The 18748-nt window shown below is 66.4% G+C and carries 17 protein-coding genes; 11 read left to right on the forward strand and 6 right to left on the reverse strand.

Features of this window, described 5'->3' with window-relative positions; all coding sequences use genetic code 11:
• Positions 1–16: 16 nt before the first annotated feature.
• Entirely contained in the window at positions 17–334 is a 318-nt protein-coding gene (locus KAK11_RS21915) for a DUF3579 domain-containing protein (RefSeq protein WP_310737820.1), read from the reverse strand.
• Positions 335–639: 305 nt separating this feature from the next.
• On the opposite strand from KAK11_RS21915, the gene KAK11_RS16510 reads away from it, so the two are divergent.
• From KAK11_RS16510 to KAK11_RS16550, 9 genes are all read left to right on the forward strand, one after another.
• Positions 640–1833 carry an aspartate aminotransferase family protein gene (locus tag KAK11_RS16510; RefSeq protein ID WP_246499057.1) on the forward strand — a complete coding sequence of 398 codons (1194 nt, stop codon included), beginning with the start codon at positions 640–642 and terminating at the stop codon, positions 1831–1833.
• A 6-nt stretch (positions 1834–1839) separates the two neighbouring features.
• Positions 1840–2802: an ornithine carbamoyltransferase gene (gene argF, locus KAK11_RS16515; RefSeq protein WP_210810334.1), complete on the forward strand. Its 963-nt coding sequence runs from the start codon at positions 1840–1842 to the stop codon at positions 2800–2802.
• Between the two features lie 91 nt (positions 2803–2893).
• A complete protein-coding gene (locus KAK11_RS16520) occupies positions 2894–3637 on the forward strand; it encodes a metallophosphoesterase family protein (RefSeq protein WP_210810336.1) in 744 nt (247 codons plus the stop codon).
• Positions 3627–5141: a bifunctional serine/threonine-protein kinase/universal stress protein gene (locus tag KAK11_RS16525; protein ID WP_210810337.1), complete on the forward strand. Its 1515-nt coding sequence runs from the start codon at positions 3627–3629 to the stop codon at positions 5139–5141. The genes KAK11_RS16520 and KAK11_RS16525 overlap by 11 nt, the downstream gene beginning before the upstream one ends.
• On the forward strand, positions 5138–5476 hold the full coding sequence (locus tag KAK11_RS16530) for a YkgJ family cysteine cluster protein (protein WP_210810338.1): 339 nt from the start codon (positions 5138–5140) through the stop codon (positions 5474–5476). The genes KAK11_RS16525 and KAK11_RS16530 overlap by 4 nt, the downstream gene beginning before the upstream one ends.
• An 86-nt stretch (positions 5477–5562) precedes the next feature.
• Entirely contained in the window at positions 5563–6207 is a 645-nt protein-coding gene (kynB, locus tag KAK11_RS16535; RefSeq protein WP_210810339.1) for an arylformamidase, read from the forward strand.
• A 16-nt stretch (positions 6208–6223) separates the two neighbouring features.
• Positions 6224–7504: a kynureninase gene (gene kynU / locus KAK11_RS16540; RefSeq protein WP_210810340.1), complete on the forward strand. Its 1281-nt coding sequence runs from the start codon at positions 6224–6226 to the stop codon at positions 7502–7504.
• Between the two features lie 11 nt (positions 7505–7515).
• A complete protein-coding gene (kynA, locus tag KAK11_RS16545; RefSeq protein WP_210810341.1) occupies positions 7516–8400 on the forward strand; it encodes a tryptophan 2,3-dioxygenase in 885 nt (294 codons plus the stop codon).
• Positions 8401–8559: 159 nt separating this feature from the next.
• The gene (locus KAK11_RS16550; RefSeq protein ID WP_210810343.1) at positions 8560–10374 is read left to right on the forward strand and encodes an aminopeptidase P family protein; all 1815 of its coding nucleotides are present in this window, start codon (positions 8560–8562) and stop codon (positions 10372–10374) included.
• A gap of 71 nt (positions 10375–10445) precedes the next feature.
• On the opposite strand, the gene KAK11_RS16555 is transcribed toward KAK11_RS16550, so the two are convergent.
• On the reverse strand, positions 10446–12524 hold the full coding sequence (locus KAK11_RS16555; RefSeq protein WP_210810344.1) for a DUF6600 domain-containing protein: 2079 nt from the start codon (positions 12522–12524) through the stop codon (positions 10446–10448).
• A gap of 130 nt (positions 12525–12654) precedes the next feature.
• Positions 12655–13206 (reverse strand): peptide deformylase, encoded by a 552-nt coding sequence (gene def, locus KAK11_RS16560; RefSeq protein WP_210810345.1) that lies wholly within the window; start codon positions 13204–13206, stop codon positions 12655–12657.
• Between the two features lie 80 nt (positions 13207–13286).
• Here def and KAK11_RS16565 point away from each other — a divergent pair, with 80 nt between their 5' ends.
• On the forward strand, positions 13287–13811 hold the full coding sequence (locus KAK11_RS16565; protein ID WP_210810346.1) for a GNAT family N-acetyltransferase: 525 nt from the start codon (positions 13287–13289) through the stop codon (positions 13809–13811).
• Positions 13812–13814: 3 nt separating this feature from the next.
• Positions 13815–14096 carry a hypothetical protein gene (locus KAK11_RS16570; RefSeq protein ID WP_210810347.1) on the forward strand — a complete coding sequence of 94 codons (282 nt, stop codon included), beginning with the start codon at positions 13815–13817 and terminating at the stop codon, positions 14094–14096.
• A gap of 11 nt (positions 14097–14107) precedes the next feature.
• Here KAK11_RS16570 and KAK11_RS16575 read toward each other — a convergent pair whose 3' ends face one another.
• The 3 genes from KAK11_RS16575 to KAK11_RS16585 are packed head-to-tail and all read right to left on the reverse strand — an operon-like array spanning position 14108 to position 18746.
• Positions 14108–15082 (reverse strand): transglutaminase family protein, encoded by a 975-nt coding sequence (locus KAK11_RS16575; RefSeq protein WP_246499059.1) that lies wholly within the window; start codon positions 15080–15082, stop codon positions 14108–14110.
• Positions 15082–17697, reverse strand: coding sequence for a circularly permuted type 2 ATP-grasp protein (locus tag KAK11_RS16580; RefSeq protein ID WP_210810348.1), 2616 nt, complete (start codon positions 17695–17697; stop codon positions 15082–15084). Before KAK11_RS16580 ends, KAK11_RS16575 begins: the two co-directional genes overlap by 1 nt.
• A 56-nt stretch (positions 17698–17753) precedes the next feature.
• Positions 17754–18746, reverse strand: coding sequence for an alpha-E domain-containing protein (locus tag KAK11_RS16585; RefSeq protein WP_210810350.1), 993 nt, complete (start codon positions 18744–18746; stop codon positions 17754–17756).
• Positions 18747–18748: the final 2 nt, after the last annotated feature.

Genomic DNA, 18748 nt, shown 5'->3' on the forward strand with positions numbered 1-18748 from the left:
AGCCGGGAGGCTCCACTCAAGAACCGGGCTGTTCCGGCAAATAGCAGGCTTCCACCACCTGCAGGCCGTTGTCCCGGGCGAAATTCATCACAAAATCCCAGGCCATGGGCTCAATGCCCTTGAGGGCCTCGTTGACGATGACGCACTTCACGCCATTGATGACACGCGGCACACAGTACGGTGAGTAGCCAATATAGGCGCCGATGCCGCCCTGCACGCCGCCTGGGCGAAAACAGGACATGGCACCCGCCAAGCGCTCCGCCCAGTCACTGGGGCGGAAGGTTCGGCCATCCAGGGTGATTCCCTGGATAAAGAGTTCGCTGGGCTTGGACACTGACTTGTGGTTCGAGTTGGCAGGCACGGGCGCGGATGGTACCGACAAAAGCTGGCATGGCGCTGTCGCCTGATGCGCATGGGTGGCGCCGGGTGACGGTGGCGCTATTGTGCCTTGGAGTTGTTGCACCGCAGCAAGCATGGTGATCATTCAGCGTGACCGAAGTTCATCTCTTCGGCCTCTTGGGACGCGGCTTTAGAATCAAAGCGTGGGCTGGTGCGACTTTCGGCCTGTTCGGCTGGAGTCAACGCACCCGCCCATTGCTTTTTGGCCCACCCTCATTTCTCATTTTTTGGAGATCCTTAATGTCTACCGACATGTCCCACGTGATGAACACTTATGGTCGCCTCCCCATTGCGCTGTCGCATGGTGTGGGCTGCCGAGTGTGGGACACCGAGGGCCGACGTTACTTGGACGCCTTGGGCGGCATTGCCGTCAACACCTTGGGCCATGCGCACCCCAAATTGGTCGCCGCCTTGCAAGCGCAGGTGGGGCAGATGATCCACTGCTCCAACTACTACCAAAGCCCGCTGCAAGAGCAATTGGCCGCCAAGCTCTGCGAACTGTCTGGCTTGGACGCCGTGTTCTTCTGCAACTCTGGCCTGGAAGCCAATGAGGCGGCGCTGAAGATCGCTCGCAAGGTTGGACATGACCGCGGCATTGATCGCCCAGAAGTGATGGTGTTTGAGAAGGCTTTCCATGGCCGCTCCATCGCCACCTTGTCCGCCACCGCCAACCCCAAAGTCCAAGCCGGCTTTGGCCCCTTGGTGGAGGGCTTTGTGCGCGTGCCACTGAACGATTTGGAGGCCGTGCGCCAAGCCATTGCCAGCCACCCCCAACTGACCGCCATTTTCTTGGAGACCATCCAAGGTGAAGGCGGCGTGGTGCCGGCCCGCATCGAGTTCTTGCAAGGCCTGCGCGCCCTGTGTGACGAGCACAACTTGCTGCTGATGCTCGACGAAGTGCAGTGCGGTATTGGTCGTACCGGCAAGTGGTTTGCCCACCAGTGGGCCGGCATCCAGCCGGACGTGATGCCGCTGGCCAAGGGTCTGGGCTCGGGCGTCCCCATTGGCGCGGTGGTCGTCGGGCCGAAGGCCAAAACCATCCTCGGCCCCGGCAACCACGGCACCACCTTTGGCGGCAATGCGCTGGCCATGCGTGCGGGCATCACCACGCTCGAAGTCATGCAAGCCGAGGGTTTGATGGCCCACGCAGCGGAGGTCGGCGGCCATCTCAGCGCCAGCTTGGCGCGCGAGTTGGCCGGTGTGGCCGGCGTGAAGGAGATTCGCGGACAGGGCCTGATGCTGGGCATTGAGCTGGACCGCCCTTGCGGCGTGATCCTGACCCGTGCCATGGAAGCCGGTTTGCTGGCGTCGGTGACGGCCGACACCGTGGTGCGCATGGTGCCGCCACTGATTCTGAGCCGCGACGAAGCCGACGAGATCGTCAGCCTGCTGGTCCCCATCATCAAGACCTTTCTTGCCGAGCCTCGGGCCTGAGAACCCATGAAACCGGGAATGAGCCTCATGAAACACTACCTGCAATTCAAGGATCTCCGGGCCGAAGAGTATGCCTACCTCTTCGAGCGGGCCCGGGTCATCAAGCAGCGCTTCAAGAACTACGAGAAGTACCAGCCGCTGGTGGACCGCACCCTAGCCATGATCTTCGAGAAGGCCTCGACCCGCACCCGCGTCAGCTTTGAAGCCGGCATGTACCAAATGGGCGGCTCGGTGGTGCACCTGACCACCGGCGACAGCCAGTTGGGCAGAGCCGAGCCGATTGAAGACAGCGCACGCGTGATCAGCCGCATGGTTGACATCGTGATGATCCGCACTTTTGAGCAGACCAAGATCGAGCGCTTTGCCGCGCACTCGCGCGTGCCGGTCATCAATGGCCTGACCAATGAGTTCCACCCTTGCCAGATCCTGGCCGACCTCTTCACCTACCTGGAACACCGTGCGCCCTTGAACGCCAAGGGCTATGACCTGGACTGCCTCAAGGGCAAGGTCGTGGCCTGGGTGGGCGATGGCAACAACATGGCCAACACCTGGCTGCAGGCGGCGGAGATCTTGGGCTTCACGGTCCATGTCAGCACGCCGGGCGGCTACGAGGTGGACGCCAGCGTCGCGGGCATCAGCAACAGCAACTGCTACAAAGTCTTCAAAGACCCTGTCGAAGCCTGCCGTGGTGCTCACCTGGTGACCACCGACGTTTGGACCAGCATGGGTTACGAGGCCGAGAACGAAGCCCGCCTCAAGGCCTTTGCCGACTGGTGCGTGGACGCCGAGATGATGGCCCAGGCCCAGCCCGACGCACTGTTCATGCACTGCCTACCCGCGCACCGTGGCGAGGAAGTCACTGCCGACGTCATCGACGGCCCCCAATCCGTCGTCTGGGACGAAGCAGAGAACAGAATGCACGTGCAAAAGGCACTCATGGAGTACCTTTCGCTCGGCCGGATCGGCTAAAAAGCCGAGACGGCGGCCCGTCAGGGCCTGCAGACTGTTCGATCACGAAAGACAGACGGTCGCCTCAGAGCGGCCGCAGGAGACAGACACCATGAAGTTGGCGGTGATCACCGACCTGCACGCCAACCGCGAAGCGGTGGAAGCTGTGCTGAACCACGCCCATGCGCAGGGCGCCGAACGCTTTGCTTTCTTGGGCGACTATGTCGGCTACGGGGCCGACCCCGGCTGGGTGGTGGACACGGTGCGGCGCTACATCGCCGATGGAGCGATTGCCGTCGGAGGCAACCACGACGCCGGTGTGGCGGAGGCCCCCTCGCCCAATATGCGGCCGGAGGCCCGCGTGGTGCTGGAATGGACGCGCGCCCAGCTTGATGCGGATCAACTCGCCTGGCTTCAAGGCCTGCCACTCTCTAAGACTGACGGTGACATGCTGTTTGTGCATGCCAACGCCTTTGCGCCGGCTGAGTGGGAGTACATCCAGGGCCGCATCGAGGCGGTGCGCAGCCTGCATGCCACGACCTGCCACTACACCTTCTGCGGTCACATGCACGAGCCCAAGCTCTTCCACCTCTCAGGCACCGGCAAGGCCGGCGACTTTGTGCCCACACCGGGCATTGAGATCCCCATTCCGTCCCTGCGCCAATGGCTGATCGTGCCGGGCTCGGCGGGCCAGCCGCGTGACGGCAACCCGGCCGCTTGCTATGCCCTCTTCGACACCGACGAGCAAACGCTGACCTTCCAGCGCGTGCCCTACGACTTCGAACTGGCAGGTGCCAAGATCCGCGAGGCGGGGCTTCCTGTGCGATTGGCGGAGCGTCTCGCGCATGGACAGTAACAGCTTCACCGGCTTTGCCAGCGACGCGGCAGAAGTCGGACTGAACCCGCTCGAAGCGGGCCAGGAGATCGACGGTTTCAAGCTCGAAGAGCGCTTGCACCAAGGCGGCATGGCCACACTCTGGCGGGTCTCCATCCTGCCCGACACACCGCAAGGCGCCAAGCTGGCCGCTAAGGTGACGCCGGGCATGCCGCTGATCATGAAGGTGCCACGCATCAAGGGCGGCGAGGACCCCGCCACCATCGTGGGCTTCGAGGTCGAGCGCATGATCATGCCCACGCTCACGGGGCCGCATGTGCCCAAGTTCGTGGCCAAGGGTGACTTCACCCGCCAGCCCTTCATCGTGATGGAGCACATCCCCGGCGCGAGCCTGCGGCCCCGGCTGGATGACGCGCCACTGTCGCTGGACGAGGTGGTGGAACTGGGCTCGCGGGTAGCCGCGGCCCTGCACGAGCTGCACCGTCAGCATGTGGTGCACCTGGACATCAAGCCCAGCAACATCCTCTTCCGGCCGGACGGCACTGCCGTGCTGATCGACTTTGGCCTGTCGCGACACGACCACCTGCCCGACCTGCTGGACGAAGAGTTCACCCTGCCCATGGGCACCGGGCCCTATATGTCGCCCGAGCAGGTGCAGTTTGTGCGGAATGACCCGCGCTCTGACCTGTTTGCCCTGGGCGTGATGCTCTATCACCTGACCACCGGTGAGCGGCCCTTCGGGGCGCCCAACTCCGTGCATGGCTTGCGCAAGCGCTTGTTTGTCGAAGCCGTGCCACCGCGTGCCATTCGCCCGGACTGCCCACCCTGGCTGCAAGAGGTCATCCTCAAGTGCTTGGAGGTCAAGCCCGAGAACCGTTATCAGAGCGCGGCGCAGTTGTCACTGGCCCTGCAAGACCCGACGCAGATCCCGCTGACCAAGCGGGCCGAGCGCATGACCCGCAGCGGCGCCCTCACTCGCCTGAAGCGCTGGTTCTTTGCCATTGGCTCCGAGCCGGAGACGCGCGGCGTCAGCGCGACCCAGGTGGTCAACCAGAACCCCATCATCATGGCGGCGGTGGACGTTGAAAACGCGGCGCCCGAGCTGATCGAAAAACTCCGCGAGACCGTCAGCCGCATTGTGCTGACCGAGCCCGGCGCACGCCTGGCCTGCGTCAGTGTGATGAAGATTGCCCGCATTGGCATGGACGAGCTGACCGACGAAAAAGGCCAAAGCGTGCACGTCAAGCAACTCATCAGCCTGAAGCACTGGGCCCGCCCCATCAGCAAGTCGCTCAATCTGCAAGACGGCCGGCTGACCTTTCATGTGCTGGAAGCACCCGACGCTGCCTCGGCGATCGTCGAGTTTGCACGCCGCAACCAGGTGGACCACATCGTCATGGGCGCACGCGGCCAGTCCGCCCTGCGCCGCTACCTGGGCAGCGTCTCTTCCCAAGTCGTGGCGGAAAGCGATTGCACGGTGACCGTGGTGCGCGCCAGTGCCCCCACCGAAGACGCGGGCCAATGAGCGCGCAAGACAACCCTTGTGTGGGCTGCGGTGCGTGCTGCGCCAGCTTCCGCGTGGACTTTGCGCGCCAAGAGCTGCTCAGCGAAGGCGGCAGCGTGCCGGACGGCCTGACGGTCGACTTGAACGACTGGACCTGCCGCATGCGCGGCACCGACCATGCGCAGCCGCGCTGCGCCGCACTGACCGGCCAGGTGGGCGTCAACGCCCAGTGCGGCATCTATGAGTGGCGCCCCGGCCCCTGCCGGGAGTTTGGCGCGCTGTCGCCCCTCGGACGGGGCGATGAGGCCTGCGCCCGGGCACGCCAGCGTCACGGCATGGCCCCTCTGCCCGGCTAACCCGCCGCCACGTTCACCCCGTGTTTTCCCTGGGTGTTGGGGGCAACCGACACCATGAGGCAGCCATTGGCGCTAACTTCGCGCCCATGGATAAATACTTTAGTTGTCAACTAATTGACATCAGCCCGCCGGTGCGCACCGGCTCGCCGGTGTTCCCTGGCGACACGGCCTATCAGCAGCAATGGGGTGCCACCATTTCACCGGGCTGCCCGGTGAATGTGGCCAGCCTGACCCTCTCGCCGCATGTGGGAGCCCATGCAGACGCGCCGCTGCACTATGACCCGCAAGGGCCCTCCATTGGCCAGGTCGACCTGACACCGTATCTGGGCCCCTGCCGCGTCATCCATGTGATGGGCTGCGGCCCTTTGATCGAGCCCCAACATCTGCAGCATGCCTGGGCGGATTTGCCACCACGCGTGCTGGTGCGCAGCTACATCCGGCAGCCGCAAGACCACTTTGACACTGCCCTGCCCGCTTTCGCGCCCGAGACCATCACCGCGCTGGCCGATGCGGGCGTGCTGCTGGTGGGCATCGACTCGGCCAGCGTGGACCCGGCCGACAGCAAGACCCTGCCCAGCCACCAAGTGCTGCGCCAGCGGGGTTTGCGCGTGCTGGAAAACCTGCTGCTCGATGACGTGGCTGAGGGCGACTATGAGCTGATCGCCCTGCCCCTGAAATTGATGGAGGCCGACGCGTCGCCCGTGCGGGCGGTGCTGCGACCCCTGGCTTGAAACTTGAAAGACAGCGATGACACTCACACGACAAGACTGCCTGGCGTTGGACGCCGCCGACCCCCTGGCGCCGTTGCGCGCCCAGTTCCAACTGCCTGAGGGCGTGAACTACCTCGACGGCAACTCGCTCGGCGTGCTGCCGCGCAGCACCGGTCAGCGGGTGGCCGAGGTGATCCAACAAGAATGGGGCGAAGGCCTGATCCGCAGCTGGAACAGCGCTGGGTGGATCACCCTGCCGCAGCGCGTGGGCGACAAGGTCGGCCGCCTGGTGGGCGCCCAGCCGGGCGAGCTGGTGGTGGCTGACTCCACCTCCATCAACCTCTACAAAGTGCTGAGTGCGGCGCTCAGCATCGCCCGCGTCAATCACCCCGAGCGCAAGGTCATCCTCTCTGAGCGCAGCAACTTCCCCACCGACCTCTATATCGCTCAGAGCCTGGCCGCTCAGCACGGCATGACGCTCAAGCTCACTACGGCCGAGCAATTGGCCCAAGACCTGAGTCAGGACGTGGCGGTGCTGATGCTGACCCATGTGAACTACCGCAGTGGCCGCATGTTCGACATGGCCAGCGTCACCGCCCAGGCCCATGCCGTGGGGACGCTGACGGTGTGGGACCTGGCGCACTCGGCCGGCGCCGTGCCGGTCGACCTCAACGGCGCGCAAGCCGACTTCGCCATTGGCTGCGGCTACAAATACCTGAATGGTGGCCCGGGCGCTCCGGCCTTTGTCTGGGCCCATGCACGCCACGCCGACCGCTTCTGGCAGCCGCTCTCGGGCTGGATGGGCCATGCCCATCCCTTCACCTTCGACACCCAGTACGCCCCAGCCGCAGGCATCTCGCGCTATCTCTGCGGCACTCCGGCCGTGCTGGCCATGTCGGCGCTGGAGTGCGGCGTGGACACTTTGCTGGCCGCCGAGCCGCTGGGCGGCATGGCGGCACTGCGGGCCAAGTCGCTGCAGTTGACCGACCTGTTCATCGCCCAGGTGCGCGAGCGCTGCGCGGGCCACGCCCTGCCGGTGGCCACGCCGCCCGCGCACAGCGAGCGCGGCAGCCAGGTCTCTCTGGCCTGCCCTGAACACGGCTACGCCGTGATGCAAGCCTTGATCGCGCGTGGTGTGATCGGCGACTTCCGCGCCGGCGACGGCACCGCCGCCGAGCCCGACTTGCTGCGCTTTGGCTTCACGCCGCTGTATGTGCGCTTTGTGGATGTGTACGACGCGGTCACGGCGCTGGCCACGGTGCTTGACAGCGGCGAATGGCGTGAAGCCCGCTTCAACCAAAAAGCCGCAGTGACCTGAAGGAGCGCGCCATGACTTGCCCTTATCACGCCCCTCACAAGGGCCCTGAAGCTGCGCCCACCGGTGCGGAAGCCATCGTCCACGAAGAAGGCGCACAGCTCGATTTCTCGAGCAGCATGACCTACGGCGATTACCTGCATCTGGACGAAGTGCTGAGCGCCCAGCACCCGCTCTCACCCGATCACAACGAGATGCTGTTCATCGTGCAGCACCAAACGAGTGAGTTGTGGATGAAGCTGATGCTGCACGAGCTGCGTGCCGCCGTCAGCCACTTGGCGCAAGACGAGCTGCCGCCGGCTTTCAAGATGCTGGCCCGCGTCTCCAAAATCATGGAGCAACTGGTGCACGCCTGGGACGTGCTGGCCACCATGACGCCGCCTGAGTACTCGGCCATCCGGCCCTATCTGGCGCAAAGCAGTGGCTTTCAGAGCTGGCAGTACCGCTGCATTGAGTTCAGCCTGGGCAACAAGAATGCCGCCATGCTCAAGCCCCATGCGCATCGGCCCGACCTGCTGGCCCCGGTCGAGCAAGCCTGGCGCGCCCCGTCGCTGTACGACGAAGCGCTGCGCTTGCTGGCCCGCCGCGGCATTGCCGTGCCGCGCAGCCACACCGAGCGCGACTGGACCCAGCCCTACACCGCCAGCCCCGAGGTTGAGGCCGCCTGGCTGCAGGTCTATCGCAACCCCCAGGCTCATTGGGACCTGTATCAACTGGGCGAGGAGCTGACCGATCTAGAAGACGCCTTCCGCCTCTGGCGCTTCCGCCACCTCACCACCGTGCAGCGCGTCATTGGGGTCAAACGCGGCACCGGCGGCACCGGCGGCGTGAGCTACTTGCGCAAGATGCTGGACGTGGTGCTGTTCCCTGAGATCTGGGAGCTGCGAACCGACTTGTAAACCGGCGGCTGCCCAAGGGATGCGACCGTTCAAGCGCGCTGGGTAGGGACTCCCCTATTTGCACCCCCGCGCTGCCGCCGCTGCTCCTAGAATCCGCGCTTCACCCGCACACCTGCCACCCGCTTTCACCCAAGGCGGTGGCCCAACGGAAGCCTGACCATGGACACCCGCACCGCCCCCGCCCGCCTTCGCATTGCCCGCTTGCGCGAGGCCCTGCAAGCCCACCACCTGCACGGCGTGCTGGTGCCCTCCAGTGACCCGCACATTTCCGAGTATCTACCCGGCCACTGGCAGGGGCGTGAGTGGTTCTCGGGCTTCAGTGGCTCGGCCGGCACCTTGGTGGTCACCCTGACAGACGCCGCCCTGTTCGCCGACGGCCGCTACTGGGAGCAAGCCGAGCGCGAGCTGCAAGGCAGCGGCATTGAGCTGGTCAAGATCCCCACGGGCGCTGCGGTGCACCACCTCGACTGGATCGCCAGCCACCTGAAGACCGGCGAGACCCTGGGCGTGGACGGCATGGTGCTGGGCCTGGCCGCGGCACAGCAATTGCGCGCCGCCACCGACCGTGCAGGCATTGTGCTGCGCACCGACCTGGACCCTCTGGCCAGCGCCTGGGACGAGCGCCCTGCCCTGCCCGCCGCGGCCATTTATGACCACGTGGCGCCTTATTCACCCATGAGCCGCGCGGCCAAGCTCGACATCGTGCGTGCCGGCATGGCCCAGCATGGCGCGACCCACCACTTTGTCTCGACGGTGGACGACATTGCCTGGATCACCAACCTGCGCGGCTCGGACGTGGACTACAACCCCGTCTTCCTGGCGCACTTGCTGGTCAGCACCACAGGCGCCACGCTCTATGTCGGCGCGGGCAAAGTGCCTGCCGCCTTGGCGGCCCAACTGGCCAACGAGGGCATCACCCTGGCCGACTATGCCCAAGCCAGCAGCGGCTTGGCCGCATTGCCACGCGACGCCCGGCTGCTGATCGACCCCCGCCGCGTCACCCTGGGCCTGCGCGAAGCCGCCGCCCAAGGTGTGACGTTGATCGAGGCCATCAACCCCAGCACCTTGGCCAAGAGCCGCAAGACGGCTGAAGAAGCGGCCCACATCCGCGAAGCGATGGCCGAAGACGGCGTGGCCATGTGCCACTTCTACGCCTGGTTCGAAAAGGCCAAGGCCAGCGGCGAGCGCATCACCGAGATCACCATCGACGAGAAGCTCACCGCCGAGCGCGCCCGCCGCCCCGGCTTTGTGGGCCTGTCCTTCCCCACCATTGCCGGCTTCAACAGCAACGGCGCCATGCCGCATTACCGCGCTCTGCCCGAGCTGCACTCGGTCATTGAGGGCAATGGCTTGCTGCTGATCGACTCTGGCGGCCAGTACCTGGGCGGCACCACCGACATCACCCGCGTTTGGCCCGTGGGCACCATCACGGCCGATCACCGCCGCGACTTCACCCTGGTGCTCAAAGGCACGCTCAACCTGAGCCGTGCCCGCTTCCCCAAAGGCACACCCTCGCCCATGCTGGACAGTCTGGCCCGCGCGCCGCTGTGGGCCGAAAGCCTGGAGTACGGCCACGGCACCGGCCATGGCGTGGGCTATTTCTTGAACGTGCACGAAGGCCCGCAAAGCATCAGCAAGGCCATCCCCGACGCCCACATGGCCATGCTGCCCGGCATGATCACCTCCATCGAGCCCGGTCTCTACAAGCCCGGCCGCTGGGGGGTGCGCATCGAGAACCTGGTACTCAATGTAGAAGCGCCCAGCAGCGAGTTCGGCGACTTCCTGCAGTTCGAAACCCTGACGCTGTGCCCCATCGACACCCGCTGCATCGACATGAGCCTGATGCGCGCCGATGAAATCGCTTGGCTCAACCAGTACCACGCCATGGTGCGCGAGCGCCTGGCCCCGCGCCTGCAAGCCCCCGAGGACCGCGCCGCGCTGGCTTGGTTGATGGAGCGCACGGCCGCCATTTGATCGGCGCTGCCCCTGACGCAACAAACCCGGCCTTGGCCGGGTTTGCGCGTTCTGGGTGGCCCCTCTGGCCCTCAGTTCAGCGGGTTGCCCCGGCGTGCACCGGGCTCCTTCTCTTCTTGGCGGCGAGGCTGGGGCTGCTCACGGTTGAGCGGGTTGCCATTGGCTGAGGGCGCAGGGCGCGGCTCAGGCGGCCGCACCATCTGCACCTCCGCTTGGCGCGGCGGCTGCACCGGCATGGGCCGCGCCTCTGGGGCGGGCTGGGGCGGCATCACGCGCTGCGGCTCGGGCCGGGGCATCTCCACCACCCGCGGCGGGTTGGGCAGGGCACGAGGCACCTCTACGCGTGCAGGCTCAGTGCGCGGAGCCTCCACGGCCAAGCCGGGTCGCGTTGGGTTGGTGAAGCTCGGCGCCACCGGTGCGGGCACGGGGCTGGCGGGCGGCTGCACCACCTGCACCGGCGCGGTGCCGCGCGGCACCTCCGGACGGACGACACCGTTGCTCCTGCGCTCACCGATGGCCGCGGCACGGTCTGCGGCCACGGCATCACGTTCGCCCTGGGTTTCATAAGGCGGGCGCAGAACCTGGGCTTGCGCCTGGGGCACCGCGCTGACTGGCTTGGCAAAAGGCGGCGCCACAGTGGCTGGCGCCACGGTCACCGCCTGCGGTGTGGTGCCAGGTGCCACTGCGCCCCCCCCCTGCGGCTGAGTGGGGGCCATCAAGGCCGGGCCAGTCTGCACCCCCACGGGCCGCAGCGTGACAGCGCCCGGCGCCGTCGGCGACACATTCACCGCCGGGCGAGCTGAGGGTTGGCTGACCGGCGTCACGGCGGCTGCAGCCGCCGACAAGCCAGCGGGCACAGGGGGCGCCACGGTCACCCACTGAGGGCCTTCACCCGGGCGGCCACGGCCACGCATCACTTCTTCTGCAGGGCGCGGCGCCACACTGCCCACCTGGGTGGCCGCCAAGGCATTGCTGGGCACGACGGAGACCCCCCCGGCCACGCCTTGGTTGGTGTACATCACTGGCTGCCCTGGCGGCGGCACGGGCCGCGTCGGGTTGGGCACGTATGGGGTGTTGATCGCATGCACATAACGCGGGGTGTAGCCGTAGTAAGGCTGGTAGTACTCACGCGGCGCCAGTGGCACCCAGCCCACACTCGGGCCGATGCTCAGGCTGACGCTCAGGTGAGAGCCGCCGACCCAAGCCACCATGGCGGGTGCATACACCGGGCGGCGCACATAAGCGCCCGGCACCCAGCACCACGAGCCGCCCCAGAAGGCCCACCGGCCGTAATGGAAGGGTGCAAAACCCCAAGGTGCGTTGTCCACCCAGGTCCAGCCCCAAGGCGCCACCCAGGTCCAGCGGCCATCTCGATACGGGGCCCAACCGCTGCGCACGGTGGTGGGCACCCAGATGGTGCCGTACTCGGGGTGGCGGTCCCAGCGGCCATAGCGGTCCAGGTCCTCCACACCCGTCATCTCCGGCAGCGCGGGGCGGCCAGACTGCGCATAGCTCGGCGGGCGCAGGTCTTCGGTCTTGGCCCAGCGCTCAAAGTCGTCACCGGGCAAGGTGGCCCAGCTGTAATGAGTGGCTTGGCTGCGCTGGTCCACCCAGAACTCGGCGCGCTGGCCGTTGCTGAGCGTTAGCACGCTGTCCCGGGCGTCAAAGCGCATCTCACCGTTGTAGACGGCCGCAAAACTGCCCCGGTCGGAGTGGTCCACGCGGTAAAGCCCCGTGGTGCGCGGCGAAAAGCGGCCCACGCTGGTTTGCAACTGCACTTCGTCCACCACTTCATGCTCGCGCACCCGCACGCTGACCCCGCCGGCACGGACCAGCAGCTCAATGCGCTCGTCGTCCAGGCGCAGCACTTCCATGTCAGTGCGCTCATCGAGCCGAATCGTGGAAGACCCCACCTGGACGACCAAGCGGCCGTTGGCGTCGGTGGCCAGGCGCTCACCGCTGGTCAGCGGGCGGTTCAGCACCGCAGAAGTCCATTCCTTCTGGCCGCGCTCCAGCAGCCATACCTGGCCCTTGGTTTCGGCCAAGCGGCCCACCCGCCCTGGGGGGTCGTCCACCGCACGCGCCGCGCCAGCACTTAGCACCAGCGCACTGGCCAGCAAGGTCCACAAAAAAACAGCTTTGGTTCGCATGGCGAGATTCTCCTTAGGCGCCTAACGCGCCAACCCCTTCGCACGGCGACGGGCTTTACACCGAGCAACGCGCCTGACGCCCGACAGGGCAGGCTCAATCCAAGTCCAGCAGTGCCCGCGCTGGTGGGCGTCAGTCGTCCGACGCTGGATCCAGACCAGGGAAAAGCACCTCGGTAAAGCCCAAGAGCGTCAAATCGCGCATGCGCGTGGGATAAAGCCGCCCGATCAGATGGTCGCACTCGTGCTGCACCACCCGGGCATGAAAGCCCTCGGCCTCCCGTTCAAGGGGCTGCCCCTGCGGGTCAAAGCCGCTGTAGCGTATGCGCCGAAAGCGCGGCACCTGCCCGCGCAGCCCCGGCACCGAGAGGCACCCCTCCCAGCCCAACTCTTCCTCGGGCTCGCCGTTCGGGCCAGCCAAGGGGGTGATCACCGGGTTGATCAACACCGTGCGCGGCACCGCCGGCGCATCGGGGTAGCGCTCATTGCGCTCAAAGCCAAAAATCACCAGCTGCAAGTCCACCCCAATCTGCGGCGCCGCCAAGCCCGCCCCGTTGGCTGCCGCCATGGTCTCGAACATATCGGCAATCAGCGCATGCAGCTCGGGCGTGTCAAACGCAGTGACGGGCTGAGCGACGCGCAAGAGGCGAGGGTCGCCCATTTTGAGGATGGGGTGGGTGGGCATGAGACGATTATCTGCGGCGGAGTGAGGCCCGCACCACCCCGCTATCATCCCCCGCACCCCAGCCCTCTCTTTGCCCCGCCATGCTCCGAGCCGCTGCCTTCCTCTTGCGCCCTTATCGCGATGACGACGCCCCCGCCATGAGCGCCGGGGTTCGGGAGTCGGTGCAAACGGTGGGCCGTTGGATGAGCTGGGCCAAGGCCGATTTTTCGGACTACGACGCGCTGTGCTGGTTTGCGGCCTGCAATGCGGCAAGAGCCGCTGGTGAGGCGCATGAGTTCGGCATCTTCACGCTGGATGGCCAGTTCGTGGGGGGCTGCGGCCTGAACCAATTCAATGCCGTCAACAAGTTTTGCAACCTGGGCTATTGGGTGCGCAGCTCGAAACAAGGCATGGGCGCAGCGACCTCGGCGACGCTGGCCCTGCGCGACTTGGCCCTACAGAACCTCGGTCAGGCGCGTGTGGAGATTGTGGTGGCCGATGGCAATGAGCCCAGCCTGGCCGTGGCGCGGCGGGCGGGTGCGGCTTATGAGGGCCTGGCTCGCCGTCGACTGCAACTCCATGGGCAGGCGGTCGATGCCCATTTGTTTGCTTTCACTGCTTCTTAACTCATGATGAAAAACACCTTGATCTTGCTGACCCTGAGTGTGGCCCTGTCTGCGTGCCAAGCCTTGGGTGAGGTGGCCTATGACTTGGCGCTCGACGCCCAAGGCGATCAATGCAACTCGACGCTGAGCTATGACGCGCAACGTGCGTGTAAGGCCAAGGTCGAGACCAGCCGCCAACAGGCCGAGAAGGTGCGCGCTGAAGGGAGCAATGGCGGCCTGGAGAGGCCCGCGAAAGGCAAGGACTTGTGCTTCATGCGGGCGGGCGAGCGGGTGTGCCCAAACTGAGCCTGCTGAGCTCAGCCGCAGGCCTCCACATTCACACTCACCAAAGGCTCGGCCCTGGCGCCGCCGTTGATCATGCCGCGCAGCGGGGCCACGTCGGCATAGTCGCGGCCCCAGGCCAGGGTCACGTGGTCGGGGCCGACGACCAGGTCGTTGGTCGGGTCCAGGGCCACCCAGCCATGCAAGGGGCACCACACCTCGACCCAGGCATGAGAGGCATCGGCGCCCACCAGCTTGGGCATGCCCGGCGGCGGCAGGGTCAGCAGGTAGCCACTGACGTAGCGGGCTGACAAGCCCAAGGCGCGCAAGGCGCCCATCATCACGTGGGCTAAGTCTTGGCACACCCCTTGGCCGCCGGCCAGCGCCTCGGGGGCCCGCGTGTAGACCGTCGTGCTGCCAGGCACATAGGCGATGCGCTGGTGCACCAGCTTCATCAGACGCTGCGCCCCGGCCAACAAGGGCACATCCGGGGTGTTGAAGGCCTCGCGTCCAAACGCTGCCAACGCAGGGCTGAGGGGCACGCAGGGCGAGGCCAGGCTGAACTCCACAGCCTCCGAGCGCGTGGCGCCAGCGTGATAACGCAGACCTTCAGCCACTTGCGACCACGCCGGGCTGAGCTGTGGTGACAGACCCGGCACCCAGCCGACGCCCGCTTCAAAACGGCTGGTGACCCGCAGTTGCTCGTGCCGACGGGAATGGCTGAAAGCCAGCCAGCGGTTGCCAAACACATCCTCATGCAGTTGGCCCGGCGGCACAGGGCCGCTCTCGCCCACACCCGCTTGCAGCCACTCATCGGGCGCTGGGCTGATGTGCAATTGCCAGCCGCGCACTTGCTGGCGCGGTGTGCTGCGCGGCAACAGCCAGCCCAGGTGATGACCCAGCTCCACGGGTGGCGCGTAGTCGTAGCGGGTTTCATGCACCACGCTGAGCCAGCGCGCCGGGGCAAAGCTCAAGGTCTTGGGGCTGAGGCTGCTGCTGCTCGTCATCATCACTGCTCCGTGCCACCAAAGCTGAACGAGCGCCGCAGCGGGACCTCGGGGCTGAAGCTCATGCTGACATGGGCAAACAAGCGCTGCGCAATGGCGTCTGACAAGCCGGCCATCTGGGCACTCGCCACGCACAGGGCTTCGCGCAACGCCGCTACACCAGCCTGGTCACCCATGCTTTGCGGCAAGACCCAAGTGCTGGGATTGGGCAGGCGCTGAGCCCAGGCCTCGGCCCAGTCGGGGTCGTGCTGGGCCAGGCGGCGCAGGCGGTTCTTCAGGGTGCTGGCCACCCAGGCCAGCGAGCGCGGGCTGTCGGCGTCGTGTACCAGCAGGTGCAGCAGGGGCAGCATCTCGCGCCGCCCTTGAAACTGCGCCCTGAAGGTGATGGTGGCATCAAACAACTGCAGCAGCGCGGCGGCGCCTTCATCCAGCTCCGGCAGGCCGTGGGCCAAGCCGATGTCCAGCACCTGAGCCAGATAGTCCATGCGCTCGATGTGCCGGCCGACACTGAGCAGGCGCCAGCCATCGTCGCGCATCATGCGGTCGGTCTGGGCGCCGGTGATGGCCGCCAATTGCATGGCCGAGAAAGTCAAGACGGCCAGAGTGTCCGGCGGGTTGGCGGCCTGCTGCGCCAAGGGGCCCAAGCGCTGGCGGACATTGGCCTCGGCCTCATGGATCAAGGCCCAGTGCTCAGACGCTAAGCGGTCGCGCAAACCTGAGGCACAGGCTTTAAGGCACTGCAGGTTGTAGGCTAGGCTGACGCTGCCATGAGGGTCGCCCAACTGCTGGCTCAGGCTGCCCACCAAGGCCGGCACCGAGGGCCACGGCGGCGCTTCTTCGTCCACCAAGCCGGCCATGCGGGCCATGTGCTCCAGCGCAGCCCACAGCGGGGCGGGTGCGTCGGTGTGAGAGGCCACCATCAAGCGGGCCAGCGCCACTTGGGCATCAGCACGCTCGGTGTAGCGGCCCAGCCAGAAGAGGTTTTCTGCGGCGCGGCTGGTGACGATGCGCGGCGCCTCGGCCAGGGCGGCCGGGCTCAGCGGCTCGCGCAGCGGTGGGCGCAAGTCGGCGGGCTCAGGCGTGGCAGGCCCCGCATGGGCCATGGCGGGTTCGCCCACCACCCAGGCGTCAGCACTGGCGCTGCCGCGCTGCATGGAGAGCCAAGGGTCATCGCCCCCATCGCCTTGAGCGGCAATGCGCACCAGCCCGCCAGGCACAGCCTGCCAGCCGCCTTGGCCGTCAGACAGCACAAACACGCGCAGCACGGCGGGGTGCGCTGCCAAATGGCCGCCGCGCCACACCGGTGTCTCAGACGGCCGAACGCGGGCCTGCAAGGTATGGGCGGCCGGGTCAGCGCTGATGGCCTGCACCCATTCGGCGCGGGCGGCGGGGCTCAGTGCATCGGCCACCCGGGGCGCAAAGCTGTGGGTGGTGCTGCTGGCCGTGAAGGTGGGCGCCACCACAAAGCCGCTCAAGTCGCCTTTAAAGGTCTGCCAGACGCTGCCCTCGCCGCACCACCAGGCCTCGGAGGCCGGCAGGCTCAGGGTCTCGCCCAGCAAGCGCTCGGCCACGCCAGGCCAAAAGGCCGCCAAGCCAGGGCTCTCCAGCCAGCCAGCCCCGGGCGCATTGGCCACCACCACCTGGCCGCTGCGCATGGCCTGCAGCAGGCCGGGCACGCCCAAGGTGGAGTCGGCGCGCAGCTCTAGCGGGTCCAAGAATTCATCGTCCACCCGGCGCAGCACCACATGCACCGGCTCCAAGCCGTGCAAGGTCTTGAGGAAGACCCGGTTGGCCCGCACGGTCAAGTCGGACCCTTCCACCAAGGTCAGCCCCAGGTGGCGGGCCAAGAAGACCTGCTCAAAATAGGTTTCGTTATGCCGCCCGGGCGTCAGCAGCACCACGCGGCTGCGCTCGCCCGCCGGGCTCAGGCGCAGCAGACCTTGCATAAAGGCCCGGTAGGCGCCATCCAGCCGCTGCACACGCAAGGCCTGCAAGCTGCCCGGAAACTGCGGCCCCACGATGGCGCGGTTCTCCAGCAGATAACCCAAGCCTGAGGGAGCTTGGGTACGCTGGGCCAGCACCCACCATTGACCTTCAGGGCCGCGGGCCAGATCCAGCGCCAACACATGCAGATGAACGTCGCCCAGGGGCCGCACACCATGCAAGGCGCGCAGATATTGAGGGTGGGCCAGCACCAGTTGGGGCGGCAGCAGGCCTTCATTCAGCAGCAGGCGCGGGCCATAAACATCGGCCATGGCGGCGTTCATCAGCCGGGCGCGCTGCACCGCACCACTGGAAATTTGCGCCCAATCAGTGGGGCTCAGCAGCATGGGCAGCAGCTCCAGCGGCCAGGGGCGCGTGGCCTCATGGCCATCGCCAAAGACGTTGTAGCTGGCGCCGTCCTCCCGCACGCGGTGACGCACCTGCGCCGCGCGCGCATTCAAGCCTTCAGGCTGGGCCACGCCGCTGGCCGCAAAAAACTGTTGCCACAGCGGCGCGGTGGTCGCCCCGCCTTGGCACCACTCGCTGTAATGCAGCGGCTGGCCGGGCAGCACCCAGGGGTGCAGCCAAGCCAGCGCATCTTCAGCAAGGGGTGACAAGGACGATCGCGCGCTCATGCCCACATCATGCACGCCTTCGGGCCGGGGCTTGGAAGGCGGCGGTGCAGCGTGGCTCAATGGGACACAAGAAAGTCGCGGCTGATGCCCATGCCGAGGTCGGACACCCGGTCCAAGAACTGCGTCAGGTAGGCGTGCAGGCCAGTGGCCAGGATCTCGTCAATCCGGCTGTAGGCCAGCTCGGCCTGCAAGCGGCCAGCGCGGCGCAAGGTGTCGGTGGACTGGTCGTTGGCCACCAGCTTGAGGTTTTCCAGCACGCCATTCATGCAAGCCGCCAAGGAGCGCGGCATGTCCGGGCGCAGGATCAGCAGCTCGGCCACTTTCTCCGGCTGAATGACGTTGCGGTAGACCTTGCGATAGACCTCGAAGCCAGACACCGAGCGCAGCAGCGAGGACCAGTGATAGAAGTCGTACTCGCTGTCGTCCGTCTCGGGCGCAGCCTCATCATGCGGCAGCAAGCCGGCCGCCGCCTCTGCAGCATGGAAGTCGCCCTTCAGGGCATGGAACTTCACATCCAGCAGGCGCGCGGTGTTGTCAGCCCGCTCCAAGAAGGAGCCAATGCGCAGGAAATGGAAGGCCTCGTCCTGCAGCATCGTGCCTACCGTCACGCCGCGCGAGAGGTGCGAGCGGAACTTAACCCACTCGAACAAGGCGGAAGGGTCGCGCGTGAGGAGGCCATCAGCCAGCAGGCGGTTGAACTCCAGCCACGTCTGGTTGGTGGTCTCCCAAACCTCGGTGGTCAAGGTGCCGCGCACAGCGCGGGCATTCTCGCGGGCGGCCTTGAGGCAGCTCAGGATGGACGAGGGGTTGCGCTCGTCGCGCACCATGAACTCGGTGACATCGCGCGGGTTGACGGTCTTGTAACGCTGGGCATAAGGGGCCGTCAGCTCAGAGATGCTCAGCACCCCTTGCCAGCCCAGCTCGGCACTTTCAGCCGACTGCGGCAGCAGCGAGGTTTGCACATTGACGTCCAACATGCGCGCGGTGTTCTCGGCACGCTCGATGTAGCGCGACATCCAAAACAAATGGTCGGCGGTTCTTGACAGCATGG

The organism is Ideonella paludis (genome assembly GCF_018069865.1).
GTDB classification, from domain to species: Bacteria; Pseudomonadota; Gammaproteobacteria; order Burkholderiales; family Burkholderiaceae_C; genus Ideonella; species Ideonella paludis.